Here is a 13208-nt window from a genome sequence, read left to right on the forward strand (position 1 = left end):
ACATCACCATGAAAAAACTCACCGGCAAGACGGCAGTGGTCACGGGCGCAGCAAGCGGCATCGGCAAGCAGATCGCGTTGACGCTGGCGGCGGAAGGCGCGGCCGTCGCCATCGCCGACCTGAATCTCGACGGCGCGCAGAGCGTGGCGAACGCCATCGTCGATGCGGGCGGCAAAGCCATCGGCATCGCCATGGACGTGACCAGCGAAGAAGCCGTCAACGAGGGCATCGATAAAGTCGCCGCCACCTTCGGCTCGATCGACATTCTAGTGTCGAACGCCGGCATCCAGATCGTGAATCCCATCGAAAACTATGCGTTTGCCGACTGGAAGAAAATGCAGGCGATTCACGTCGATGGCGCGTTTCTCACGACCAAGGCTGCGCTCAAGTACATGTACAAGGACGATCGCGGCGGCGTGGTGATCTACATGGGCTCGGTGCATTCGCATGAAGCGTCACCGCTGAAGTCGGCGTATGTCACGGCCAAGCACGGTCTACTGGGTCTCGCGCGCGTGCTGGCCAAGGAAGGCGGCAAACACAATGTGCGCTCGCATGTGGTTTGCCCGGGTTTCGTGCGCACGCCGCTGGTGGACAAGCAGATTCCGGAACAGGCCAAGGAACTCGGCATTTCCGAAGAAGAAGTGATCAAGAAGGTCATGCTCGGCGGCACGGTGGACGGCGTGTTCACCACGGTCGAAGACGTCGCGCAGACGGTGCTGTTCCTGTCGGCGTTCCCGAGCGCGGCGCTTACGGGGCAATCACTCGTGGTGAGCCACGGCTGGTTCATGCAATGAGTGAGCGCGATAACGCTGTGCGGCCCACGCCCGCGAAGCGTGCGCGCGCCTCTGCCGCCGATACGCGCCGACACCATGACCGTTGCGGTGACTACGAGACGGTAGCGCTCGTATTGCAGGGCGGCGGCGCGTTAGGAGCCTACCAGGCGGGCGTGCTCGAAGGGCTGGAGGAAGCGTGCATCCGGCTCGACTGGGTTGCGGGTATCTCGATCGGCGCGCTCAATACGGCGCTGATCGCAGGCAACGCGCCTGAGCATCGCGTGTCGCGCATGCGCGCGTTCTGGGAAACCATCTGCAAGCCCGCATTCACGCCACCGTTGCCCGCACCGTTCGAGCATCTGATGTTCTCGGTTTCGGACGCCACGCGCGCGATGCTCACCGCATTTCAGGCGGCCAGCGCGGCAACCCAGGGCCAGCACGGCTTCTTCGCGCCGCGCGTGCCTGCGCCGTTGCCGTGGGCGATGCAGGCTCCGGATCGCGTGAGCTGGTATGACACCACGGCGCTCAAGGCGACGCTCGAACGCTTCTGCGATTTCGACCGTATCAATTCGGGCGCGACGCGGGTTTCGGTGGGCGCAGTGAACGTTGCTACAGGCAACTTCACCTACTTCGACAACACGCATACGACGCTGCGCCCAGAGCATTTCATCGCATCGGGAGCGCTGCCGCCGGGCTTCGCGCCGGTCGAGATCGACGGGGAGTTCTACTGGGATGGCGGCGTGGTGTCGAATACGCCCTTGCAGCAGGTGCTGGGCGCGGCGCCGCGCCGGGATACGCTGGTGTTTCAGGTAGATCTATGGTCGGCGCGCGGGCCGGTGCCCGAGACCATGGAGAACGTCACCACGCGCGTGAAGGACATCCAGTATTCCAGCCGCACGCGTCTTGTGACCGACATGCTCCAGCGCGAGCAACGCTACCGCAATCTGCTGCGCGAGCTGCTGGAGCGCGTGCCCAAGGCGACACTCGAAAGCGACCGGCTTTGCAGGCTTGCGCAGGATCTTTCGTGCAGCAAGCGCTATAACGTGCTGCAACTGATCTATCAGCAGCAGAAGTTCGAGCGCGGCGACAAGGATTATCAGTTTGGCCACACCACCATGCGCAGTCACTGGGAGGCGGGCCTGACCGATATACGCCAGACCCTGGGCCAGGACGGCTGGCTCGATTTGCCAACCAACCAGACTGGCTTCGTCACGCACGATATTCATCGTCGCGACGTGTGAAACGCGGTCGACGGGTGCGAAGCCCGTTGACCCTCGACTTATTTCACCGCGCCCAGCGCGAGCCCCTTCACCATATAGCGCTGCAGCCACGCGAACACCACCGAAACCGGTAGCGTGGCCGCGAGCGTCGCCGCCATCACCAGTTCCCATTCGACGGTGTACTTGCCGGCCACCATGTCGGTGACCTGGACCGTCAGCGTCTTGTTCTCGGGCGAGCGGATGAGCGTGTAGACCACGGCGAATTCATTCCACGCGCTGATGAAGGTGAAGATGGCGGTCACCACCACGGCGGGGATCGCGAGCGGCAGGAACACGCGGAAAACAGCCCCCGTGCGACTGCATCCTTCCAGCCACGCGGATTCCTCCAGATCGCGCGGCACGGTCTGGAAATACGACGACAGCATCCACACGGCGAAGGCGATATTGAACGCCGCATACGAGACGATCACGCCGATCTTCGAATCGACGAGATTGCTGTCGCCATACGGAATCATCGCGGCGAGGCGGAATAGCCCCACTACCAGCAGAATCGGCGAGAGCATCTGCGTGACCAGCAGGAACTGGCGGTACACGCCGCGTCCGCGAAACGGAAAGCGCGCGAGTGCATACGCGGCGGGCAAGCTCACGGCAAGCGCGAGTGCCGTCGACAGGAACGAAATGACGATGCTGTTGCGCAGCGCCACGCCGAAGTTCGCGGCCTGCCACATATCGACGTAATTTTCCCAGCGCCAATGCTGCGGCAACCAGCGCGCCGGATAGACAAACACTTCGTTGGCCGGTTTGAACGAGGTGAAGAACATCACCGCGAACGGGAACAGCACGGCGACAACCAGCGGCGAAAGCGCGAGCCAGCAACAGAGCGAGCGTTTGAGCTTGCGGTTCATGCGAGGTCTCCTTCTGCGCCGCCGCGTTTCGCCTGCACGCGCAGATAGGCGACGGAAAACGCGAACAGGATCACCAGCATGATGAGCGAGACGGCCGCCGCTTCGCCTGGCCGTCCCAGCCGGAAGCCGAGTTCGTAGAGATAGGTGACGAGGATGTGCGTGCTGTCGTCCGGGCCGCCTTGCGTCATCACCCAGATGATCGGGAACGAGTTGAACACGTAGATCACGTTCAGCAGGATCGCCATGTTGATGAACGGCTTGAGCAGTGGCAGCGTGAGCTGGCGGAACTGCTGCCACGCGCTTGCGCCGTCGATGCGCGCGGCTTCGTAGATGTCGCCGGGCACCGAAGAAAGGCCGCCCAGGAAGATCGTGGTGGTGAATGGAATCGACACCAGAATGCCCACGGCAATCTCTACCGGAAACGCGTACTCGGGCGTGGCGAGCCAGTGGATCGGCCCGGCGATCAGACCGAGCTTCTGCAGCGTGACGTTGACCATGCCGTAGTCGTCGTTGAACGCCCAGCGCCACACCACGGCAGTCATCGTGAGCGACACCGACCACGGCAGCATGACGATCGTACGTGCGACGCCGCGCCCATAGAAGTCCTGATTAAGCACCAGCGAAACGGGCACGGAAATCGCCACGGTGCCCACCACGACGCAGAAGGTCCAGATGATGGTGTTCTTCAGCGCGCTCAGAAAGACCGGGTCGCCGAATACGTTGTAGAAGTTCTGCAGCCCGCTGAAGTCGCGGATCTGGCCAAAGCGCGATACATCGTGCAGCGACTGCCAGACGATGTTGAAGATCGGGTAGCTGATGATGAACAGGGCGAGCGCCAGGCTCGGCACGATCAGCAGCCAGGGGGCGCGGGGTAGGGCGATGTTGCGCTCGGCGCGATTGGGACGGCTCATGCGTTTGCCTGCGCGTGGGAGGTCGTTCGCAACGCCTGGCGGCGTCTGCTTCAGGGGACCCGTAGTCATATCGTGATGCGTCCGGTGTTGCTTGCGATCAGGTGCAGCAGTCGCAGGCCGTCGATCGAACAACCGGCGCGTGGCAAAGCGCCATGCTACGCCACGCGCCGGTTCAAGCCGCGATGTCTTGCGGCGGCTGCGTTACTTGCCGAGCGACTTGTTGGCTTCGGTCGCGGCCTGGTTCAGCGCATCGGCGGGCTTGGCCTTGCCGAGGTAGATCGACTGCATCGCATTGGTTACGGCCTTGGCGGTGTCTTCCCAGCCCGTCACCGTCGGCGCGAATTTCGCGTGCGGCAGCAGGGCGACGAAAGCCTTGGTATCCGGGTCCTGGAACGCCGGGTCGGTGGCTTCAGCCTTGGTCGTCGGCAGGAAGCCTTCCGTGCTGGTGAACTCCACGCGCGGCTGCTTCGTGAACAGGAAGTCGAGGAACTTCCAGGCGCTCTTCTTCACCTTCGAGTTCTTGAACATCATGATCGAGTCCGTGACCGCGTAGGTCGCGGGCGTCGTGGCGACCGGGATCGGATCGATGCCGTACTTGATGTTCGGCGCTTCCTTCTTCAACTGCTTGGCGAGGAACGGCGCGGAGATCATCATCGCCACACGGCCCTGCTTGAAGAGGTTCTGCACGTCTTCGCGGCTGTAGCCGGTGACGCCCGGTTCCGTGAGGCCTTCGTCGATCAGCTGTTTGTAGAGCGTGGCGGCCTTCACGCCGGCGGCCGAATTGAACGCGGCCTTGTTGTCCTTGCCCACCACGTCGCCGCCATTGGTCCACAGCGCGTAGTAGAAATACACGTCGGTTTCGATTTCCTTGCCTTGCAGGCCGAAACCGGCGATGCCCTTGGCCTTGAGCTTCTTCGACGCGTCGATCACGTCATTCCACGTCTTCGGGCCGTTCGGATAACCCACCGAGGCGAGCATGTCCTTGTTGTAGTAGAGCGCGCGCGCCGAAGCGGCGATCGGCAGACCGTAGATCTTGCCGTTGATTTCACCCGGCGCCAGGAACGGACCAATGAAGCGGCCCTTGAAATTGGCGTCCATATAGGGATCGAGCGGCTCGGCGATGTCGTCCTTCACGAAGTCCAGCAGCCAGCGCGTGCCAATGATCGCGAGGTCGGCATTGGCGCCGCCCGAGATATCCGTCTGCAGTTTCTGCTGCAGCGAATCCCAGTTCACGTCTTCGATCTTGATGGTCGTGCCGGGGTTGGCGGCTTCGAACTGCTTGGCCATTTTCTCGAAGTACGGGGCCGTTGCGTCGCTGTAGTGGGCGACGGTCACGCGGACCGTATCGGCATGCGCCGCGACGGTGATGCCTGCCGTAGTCATACCTACGGCCAATGCGACGGCAAGCTTGCCGAGCGTGGTGGATGCACGTGCCTTAAACGCCATTTCTGTCTCTCCTAACGTGGTTATCTGGCTGGCCTTGCGTTGTTTGAAAAAATCCTACAGGATGAAAAAAGCGTTGTCACCTGGGAAACGCGATATTGTTTTCTGCTCCTGAATTTGCATAACATGCAGTAAAACAAGGGAAATTCTCGCAGTGCAATATTTGGGACGCCTGCGTGTAAACCCTCGATCATCGGTTTCATCGATGATTGAAAACATGATGATGTTGGAAATTTACAGGCCCGGCTCAGATCTGCGCCGCGCCCGAAAGCAACCTTTCGCGGAGAGTCGACAATGAGCCGGGTGGTGCTGGTGACGGGCGCGTGCGGCGGCATAGGCCGTGCGTTGTGCAAACGATTCCTCGACGCGGGCGACACCGTGCTGGCGCTCGACCGCGAGGCCGCGGCTGTGCAGCAACTCGCCGATGAATTCGGCGCACAGCGCCTCGAAGCGCTGGCCGCCGACGTGAGCGACGCCGCCGCGCTGGCAGACGCGGTGGCGCGCGCCGTCGCTGCGCGCGGGCCGGTGGACGTGGCGGTGGCGAACGCAGGCGGCGCGCTCGGCACCACGCTCGCGCATACCGACGCGGCCAGCTGGCGGCGCGACGTCGACCTGAATCTGAACGGCACCTACTACACCGTGGAAGCGGTGCGCGCTTCGATGATCGAGCGCGGGCGCGGCGTGCTCGTGCTGATCGGCTCGGTGAATGGCTTGAGCGCGCTGGGTCATCCGGCATACAGCGCGGCCAAGGCGGGACTGGTGAGCTATACGAAAGCCCTGGCGATGGAGCTGGGGCCACATGGCATCCGCGCGAATATCGTTTGCCCTGGCACCGTCAAGACCCCGGCGTGGCACTCGCGCGTGCAGAAGAATCCGAAAATATTCGAACAACTCAAGAAATGGTATCCGCTCGGCGACGTGGCCACGCCCGACGATATCGCCGATGCCGTGCAATTTCTCGCCTCGCCGCAGGCGCGCGTGATTACGGGCGTCGCGCTGCCGGTGGATGCGGGACTGATGGCGGGCAACCGGCTGATGGCGAACGAACTCACGCTCGACGAAATCTGAAGCAAAGACGCACGCAAAACGCGCACACGCGAACGAGGACAGCATGGCAGCGGTACAACTGAACGGCATCTACAAGCGCTACGGCGAGACCCAGGTCGTGCATGGCGTCGACCTCGACATCGAGGACGGCGAATTCGTCGTGCTGGTCGGCCCCTCGGGTTGCGGCAAGACCACGCTCATGCGCATGATCGCGGGTCTGGAGGACATCAGCGGCGGCGATCTGACCATCGGCGGCACGCGCGCCAATGCGCTGCCGCCGCAGCAACGCAATATCTCGATGGTGTTCCAGAGCTACGCGCTGTATCCGCATCTATCGGTGTACGACAACATTGCGTTTGGCCCGCGAATTCGCAAGGAGCGAGAGGACGGCTTCAAGCCGCGCATCGAAGCCGCTGCGAAAATGCTCAATCTCTCGAATTATCTCGACCGTCTGCCGCGCGCGCTATCGGGCGGACAACGTCAGCGCGTAGCGATGGGCCGCGCCGTGGTGCGCGAGCCTTCGCTGTTCCTGTTCGACGAACCACTTTCGAATCTCGACGCCAAACTGCGCGTGCAGATGCGCACGGAAATCAAGGCGCTGCATCAGCGACTGCGCAATACCGTGGTGTATGTCACGCACGATCAGATCGAAGCGATGACGATGGCGGACCGCATCGTCGTGATGAATTCCGGACGCATCGAGCAGATCGGGCGGCCGCTCGATCTCTACGACAAACCCGGCAATCTCTTCGTGGCGAGCTTTCTGGGTTCGCCGTCAATGAATTTCGTGGCGGGCACGGTGGTGAGCGACGCGCGCGGGACGGCGCTGGTGCTTGACGATGGCGTGCGCATTGCGATTCCCGAAGGGCGCGCCGAGCAAGGCGCGCGCGTGACGCTGGGCATCCGTCCGGAACATATCGAAACTGGCAATGGGGAAGCGCCGTTCACGGTCGAAGTGATCGAGCCGACTGGCGCCGAAACCCACTTGTACGGGAAAATTGGCGGCAATTCATGGTGCGTCACGACGCGCGCGCGGCCCGGCATCGAACCGGGCCAGCGTATGGCGCTGGGTTTGCCTCTCGCGCACCTGCATCTGTTCGATACCGAAAGCGGCAAGCGGCTCGACGGATGAGGTGAATGTCCGGCCTCGGGCCTGGTGTCGCTCGCGCCTTCCATGGTTCATCCACGGCTCACTCCACGGAAAATAGCTTGCCGGTTTCCAACCTGATCCATCACATCCGCAATGTTGCGGAGTCGCTGCGGCCCGCCGAACGCAAGGTCGCGGAGATGGTGCTCGCCGACATTGACTTCGCGATGCGCGCAAGCATCACCGAACTCGCGCTGCGCGCCGATGTGTCCGAGCCCTCGGTCACGCGCTTTTGCCGCGCGGTGGGCGCGCACGGACTGCGCGACTTCAAGATGCGGCTGGCGCAAAGCGCGGCGGGCGGCATGCCGTTCGTGGCGGCGCAGGAAGTGACGAGCGGCGACGTTACGTCGGTCGGCACGCTGCTCGATAACGTCGCGGAAGCGGTGGCGCAGGGGGTGAAGCACGCGCGCGCATCGCTTGATCCGGCGGTGTTCGAGGCAGCGGCGACGGCGCTTGGAAGCGCGCGGCGGGTTTATTTCTTTGGCGTGGGGGCAGGGTCTGGGCTGGTGGCGCAGGACGCTGCTTTACGATTGTTGCGTCTGGATATCGCGGCAAGCGCTTTTACGGATGCGCATTTGCAACGTCTCTATGCGGGTTTGCTGGAACCCGGCGATGTGGCGTTCGCGATTTCGCAGTCGGGACGCAGTGTCGAGGTTAATGAGAGTATTCAGATCGCCAAGGAGCGTGGTGCGACGACGATTGCGCTGACTAATGCAGGGTCGCGGCTGGCTTGGGTTGTCGATATCCCGTTGCTGTTGCGCGTGCCGGCTGCGCAGGAACCGCATGCGCCTGGTGTTGCGCGTATCGCGCATCTGGCAGTGATCGATGCGCTGGCGATTGCGGTGGCGATGGGGCTGACGCCGCGTACGCTGGAGAAGATGCGGGATGCGCAAACGCGTAGTGGGTCGGATAGTTTGGGGGAGGTTAAGGAGTGAGGCGGCGCGCATTGGCCGTTCTTGCTGCGTTGCTGGTAGTCGGGCGGATGTCTATATCGATGCTGCGGCGAAGATTGCCAGGGTCGAGAAACATCAGGGCTTTTTCGCGCGTTTCGGCGTTTAGCATTGCGTTGCAAGCGCTGTCTGTCAGAAATCCGGCCACCGATATTGAGACGTCACTAGACTTGAGCGTTATCCGCTTTGTGGCGCGTCTCGCATCATGTCCCAATTTCGAGCTCCGGAAGTATTAAAACGTCTTGAACGTGATACGCCGCACATCACGCTCGCCGCCGCCGAATCCGCCTGGCAACGCGGCGAAATCGACATCGCCCGCGAAATGTGCGCGCGACTGCTCGGCGCTAACCCGCAGGACGCCGACGCGCTCAACCTTGCCGCCATGCTGGAACTCGCGCGCGATCGGCTTGCGGCGCGCGCTCTGATCGATCGCGCACTGAGCGTGCGCGAAGCGCCGCACTACCTCGTGACGTTCGCAATGACCTGTGACGCCACGAATCGAGACACGGCGATCCGCGCGCTGCAACGCGCGCTCGAACTCGAACCGAATTCCCCGATTGCGCTCAATAACCTCGGCCATTTATACGGCGAAGCGGGCGATTGCGCTGCGGCGTCGCATTGCTTCGAGCGCGCGCTTGCACTGGCGCCCACGCATGTGGGCATTCACTTCAACTACGGCACCATGCTTTCTCAGGCGGGCGAGTTTGCGCGCGCGGAAGCCGTCTTGCGGCGCACGCTGGAACTTGCGCCCACACACGTGAACGCCTGGAACAATCTGGGGCAAGTACTGCTGAATACGCATCGGCTGAGCGAAGCGCTTGCAGTCTTCGAGCACGCCCAATCGCTTGCGCCAGACTCTGTCGAAGTCCTGACGAATCTCGGTTCCGCGTTGACTGGCGCAAGCCGTATCGAAGAAGCGAAAGCCGTGCTAGAACGCGCGCTCGGACTGGATCCCCGCCGCGCGTCCGCCTGGAACAATCTCGGCAATCTGCGTCTGCGCGTGGGGCAAGTGGACGAAGCACGCGCCGCGTTCGCGCGTGCCATTGAAATCAAGCCGGATTTCGCCGATGCGCTCCATAACCTTGCCAGTACGCACAGCAAGATGGGCGATATCGACGAGGCCATCGCTGTCTATCGACGCATTCTGGCGAGCCAACCCACGCGCATTGGCGCCCACAGCAACTTGCTGTTTTCGCTGATGTTCGCTTGCGACGACGGTCACGCAATTCGCGCGGAGGCAGAGCGCTTCGCCGCGCAGCACGAATCCGCGCTGCTTGCCGAGAGTGCGCAGACGCGCCACGCGAATACGCCTGTGCCCGCGCGGCGGTTGCGCATCGGCTATGTTTCTCCGGATTTTCGCAATCACTGCCAGTCGCTGTTCACGATGCCGCTGTTGCGTCATCACGATCACGCGGACTTTGAAATCGTTTGCTACGCGCTCGGCAACCAGCGCGACGACGTTACTGCGCAACTCAAGCGCCACGCCGACACATGGCGCGAAATGGGTGAATTCGATGACGCGCGCCTCGCGCAGCAGATTCGCGACGATGGCATCGATATTCTCGTCGATCTGACGATGCATATGGATGGCGCGCGGCGTCTGCTGTTTGCGCGTCGGCCCGCGCCAGTGCAGGTGGCGTGGCTGGCGTATCCGGGCACGACGGGCAGCCCGTCGATTGACTGGCGGCTCACCGATCCGTGGATCGATCCGCCGCACGAACCCAATGTCGACGACCAGTACACCGAGCGCTCACTGCGCCTCCTCGACGCTTTCTGGTGTTACGACTCGCTGACTTCAGACGCCGGGATCAATGAACTACCCGCGCTCACGAACGGCCATATAACATTCGGATGCCTGAATAATCCCTGCAAACTGACCGACGCGACGCTTGCGCTCTGGTCGCAGGTATTTGTCGCGCTTCCCGACGCGAAGCTCCTGCTGATGGCACCGGAAGGTTCGGCCCGCGAGCGGCTACTAATGCGCTTTCAGGCAACCGGAATCGATCCGGCGCGCGTGAAATTCATCGGTTTCCAGGCACGCGCCGACTATCTGCGCACCTATCAGCAAATCGACATCGCGCTCGACACGTTCCCCTACACGGGCCATACCACCAGCCTCGACGCCTTCTGGATGGGCGTCCCGGTGCCGACGCGTTACGGGCGGTCAGCAACCAGCCGCGCGGGTCTTTGCCTGCTTGCGAACCTCGGCTTGCCCGAACTCGCCGCCGACAACGACGCCGATTACGCGTCCATCGTCGTCGCGCTTGCCCGCGATCTCCCGCGTCTCGCGGCGTTGCGCGCGGGCCTACGCTCGCGCATGCAGGCATCGCCGCTGATGGATGGCGCACGCTTCGCACGCAACATGGAAGCCGCCTTTCGCCACATGTGGCGTGTGTGGTGCGAGGAGCCGCGTAGCTAGCGCACGCGTTTAGTCAGCTTCACCGGCATGGTGTCCGGCACCATCGTAAATGCGGACACCTCATTGATCTTCGCCGGATCCATCGCCATTTCGATTGAGAACTCGTTCATCAACATGGAAAGCGCCAGGCGCATTTCCACCGTGGCCAGATGACGCCCAGGACACACGCGCGGTCCGGCGCCAAACTGCAGATAAGCGCGTACATCATGCGCGCCCGCGCTGGCAGCATGCTCGGCGTGTTCGCCCTTGCGCATCCAGCGCCACGGATCGTAGCGCTGCGGATCAACGAAATTCTTCGCGTCGATCATCGCGGGCCGTGCAACGAAGAACATGCGCGTGCCCTTGGGCAGCGCCACGTCATCCACCACCACGTCTTCGAGCGGCTCGAACGAATGCACGGCGGCCACCGGGCGCAGGCGCGTGGCCTCGATGCAGATCGCCTCGAAAATATCGAGTTCCTTGAGCGTTGAGTAGTCGGGGCAAACCGGCGCGTCGCCCAGCACACGATGCGCTTCTTCACCCAGATGGGTTTGCAAGGCAGGATCAGCCGCCAGATAGGGCAACGTCCACGCGATCGAATCCGCGGTCGTATCCTCGCCCGCGAGCAGGATCGTGAGCACATTGGCGCGAATCTGCGCATCGGTGATGGGCGTGCCGCCGTGTTCGCCACCTTGCTGTTGCACGAGCATGGCTTCCATCAAATTGCGCGGCGTGTCCGACGGCTCGTCGCACATGCGCTCGCGGGCGCGGGCCATCATCGAATCGATGTAGCGATGCACTTCCGCAAGCGATTGATCGAGCTTGCGATCCGCCGGCAGCTTGAAGACGCGCCAATACGGAAAGAGCGCATTGATGCGGCCCATCACGCTCGGCAGGATGCGCTCCAGATGCTCCTGGATCACGCCGTGATCGCGTTCCAGCGTGCGCGGGTCTTCGCCGAACGCCAGCGCGCTCGTCACATCCACCGTATAGCGCTTGAGATCGTCGGTCATCTCCACGGTGTCGCCGCGTTCGGAGGCGCGCAGCCAGCGCGTGCGCAGGCGCTGCGTGATGTCCGCGAGCGTGGGATAGAACGCCTTGATGTTGTTGATCGAAAGCGCCTGCATCACCAGACGCCGATGCGTTTCCCACGCCGCGCCTTCGGCGGAAAAGAGGCCGTTCGCGCCCATTTCTTCGAGCACGGCTTCGATCGGCTGATAGCGCCGGTAGCGGTGCGGACGCTCGCGCATGATCTGCTGGATCAGCTCGGTGTCGGTCCAGATCGTGATGGGAATGCTGCCCACCTGAAAGCGATACGGCGTGCCGAGTTCTTCGGCCCAGCGTTCGAGGATCAGATGCAGGCGCGTGGGCGAAAGCTGCAGCAGATTGCCGACGAGCGGCAGGCCGCGCGGACAGGGCAGATCTGCGACCTGACGCAACGCTGCGTTGGAACCGGTGGAGGCCGTGCTCATGGGCGGGTCCTTGTGCCTTGATGGCGTGGGTGACGCGGCGGTGCGAGCGCGCGCGTGCTGTCTCGCGTGTGCCGGATAAGCCGCGCTAAAAGCGCGATTATATCGACGGCTTATAAAGCCGGGAGCACCGCGCCCGCCACGTAGCCGAAGCGACGCGAAAGGCGCTCCGCCGCTGCCATCAGGCGTTGCGCGCTGGAGCCTTCGCGGGTGGTGTCGAGGTTCCCCGACGGCCCCATCAAGGCGAGCACGAGGCACACGCTGCCGGTGTGATCGAACACAGGCGCGGCCACGGTGCTGATGCCGGGAATAGGCTTGTCGAGTGCGGTGTCCAGGCCTTGCGTGCGGATTGCGGCGAGGCGTTCGGCGTAGCGCGCGTCGTCGTCAGGCATTGGCGCCTGCGTTACGCCAGCCAGCCGCAGCGAGTCCTGTGCGAGCAGCGCCGCGCGCACATCGTCGTCGAGCCACGCGGCGAACACGCGTCCGATGGCGGTATTTACGAGCGACATCACCGTGCCGGGCCGCAGGCTCACATGCAGCGGCCGCGGCGATTCCTCCAGCCGCACGACTGTAGGGCCGAGCGGCCCCGGCACTGCGAGCGCGACGCTCATGCCCGTGCCGGTGGCGAGATCGACGAGTTCGGCATCGGCTTCGCGCACGGGAGACAGGCGCGCCAGGCCCAGCAGGCCAAGTTCGAGACTCAGCGGCCCGGCTTCGTAGCGGCCCGCTTCGTCGCGTGCCAACAGGCCGGTTTTGAGCAGGCTGACCAGATGCGGGAAGGCCTTCGCGCTGGGCATGCCGGCCGCCGCCGCGAGGTCGCGCAGCGACAGCGGCGTGCCGGCCGCAACGAGCGCGGCGAGCAGCTCGCCTGTGACGTCGAGCGCCTGAATGCCGCGCTGGGGCTTGTCGGCGGCTTCGATGGTCTCTGTGGCTTCTTTGGGCATG

The 13208-nt window shown here is 63.2% G+C and carries 11 protein-coding genes; 6 read left to right on the plus strand and 5 right to left on the minus strand.

Features of this window, described 5'->3' with window-relative positions; all coding sequences use genetic code 11:
- Positions 1 to 8 precede the first annotated feature (8 nt).
- Both F3J17_RS32240 and F3J17_RS32245 read left to right on the plus strand, forming a co-directional pair.
- Positions 9 to 794, plus strand: coding sequence for a 3-hydroxybutyrate dehydrogenase (locus F3J17_RS32240; RefSeq protein WP_167069293.1), 786 nt, complete (start codon positions 9 to 11; stop codon positions 792 to 794).
- Entirely contained in the window at positions 791 to 2014 is a 1224-nt protein-coding gene (locus tag F3J17_RS32245) for a patatin-like phospholipase family protein (protein ID WP_167069296.1), read from the plus strand. Before F3J17_RS32240 ends, F3J17_RS32245 begins: the two co-directional genes overlap by 4 nt.
- Before the next feature lie 38 nt (positions 2015 to 2052).
- On the opposite strand, the gene F3J17_RS32250 is transcribed toward F3J17_RS32245, so the two are convergent.
- From F3J17_RS32250 to F3J17_RS32260, 3 genes are all read right to left on the minus strand, one after another.
- Positions 2053 to 2898 (minus strand): carbohydrate ABC transporter permease, encoded by an 846-nt coding sequence (locus F3J17_RS32250; RefSeq protein WP_167069299.1) that lies wholly within the window; start codon positions 2896 to 2898, stop codon positions 2053 to 2055.
- Positions 2895 to 3809, minus strand: coding sequence for a sugar ABC transporter permease (locus F3J17_RS32255; protein ID WP_167069303.1), 915 nt, complete (start codon positions 3807 to 3809; stop codon positions 2895 to 2897). Before F3J17_RS32255 ends, F3J17_RS32250 begins: the two co-directional genes overlap by 4 nt.
- A 201-nt stretch (positions 3810 to 4010) precedes the next feature.
- A complete protein-coding gene (locus F3J17_RS32260; protein WP_167069305.1) occupies positions 4011 to 5255 on the minus strand; it encodes a sugar ABC transporter substrate-binding protein in 1245 nt (414 codons plus the stop codon).
- A 291-nt stretch (positions 5256 to 5546) separates the two neighbouring features.
- Here F3J17_RS32260 and F3J17_RS32265 point away from each other — a divergent pair, with 291 nt between their 5' ends.
- The 4 genes from F3J17_RS32265 (at position 5547) to F3J17_RS32280 (ending at position 10815) form a co-directional block, all read left to right on the plus strand.
- Positions 5547 to 6320 (plus strand): SDR family oxidoreductase, encoded by a 774-nt coding sequence (locus tag F3J17_RS32265; RefSeq protein WP_167069307.1) that lies wholly within the window; start codon positions 5547 to 5549, stop codon positions 6318 to 6320.
- Between the two features lie 43 nt (positions 6321 to 6363).
- Complete coding sequence (ugpC, locus tag F3J17_RS32270) at positions 6364 to 7431, plus strand: sn-glycerol-3-phosphate ABC transporter ATP-binding protein UgpC (RefSeq protein ID WP_167069309.1); 1068 nt, start codon at positions 6364 to 6366, stop codon at positions 7429 to 7431.
- Positions 7432 to 7508: 77 nt separating this feature from the next.
- Positions 7509 to 8381 carry a MurR/RpiR family transcriptional regulator gene (locus F3J17_RS32275; protein WP_167069311.1) on the plus strand — a complete coding sequence of 291 codons (873 nt, stop codon included), beginning with the start codon at positions 7509 to 7511 and terminating at the stop codon, positions 8379 to 8381.
- A gap of 220 nt (positions 8382 to 8601) precedes the next feature.
- On the plus strand, positions 8602 to 10815 hold the full coding sequence (locus tag F3J17_RS32280; RefSeq protein ID WP_167069313.1) for a tetratricopeptide repeat protein: 2214 nt from the start codon (positions 8602 to 8604) through the stop codon (positions 10813 to 10815).
- Here the strand turns inward: F3J17_RS32280 and F3J17_RS32285 are convergent.
- Together F3J17_RS32285 and F3J17_RS32290 are read right to left on the minus strand one after the other, a co-directional pair.
- Positions 10812 to 12266 (minus strand): cytochrome P450, encoded by a 1455-nt coding sequence (locus F3J17_RS32285; protein ID WP_167069315.1) that lies wholly within the window; start codon positions 12264 to 12266, stop codon positions 10812 to 10814. The two genes, F3J17_RS32280 and F3J17_RS32285, sit on opposite strands and share 4 nt — an antisense overlap.
- A gap of 110 nt (positions 12267 to 12376) precedes the next feature.
- Entirely contained in the window at positions 12377 to 13207 is an 831-nt protein-coding gene (locus F3J17_RS32290) for an IclR family transcriptional regulator (protein WP_167069317.1), read from the minus strand.
- Between the last annotated feature and the right edge of the window lies 1 nt (position 13208).

The organism is Burkholderia sp. Ax-1719, assembly GCF_011753055.1.
Classification (GTDB): Bacteria; Pseudomonadota; Gammaproteobacteria; order Burkholderiales; family Burkholderiaceae; genus Paraburkholderia.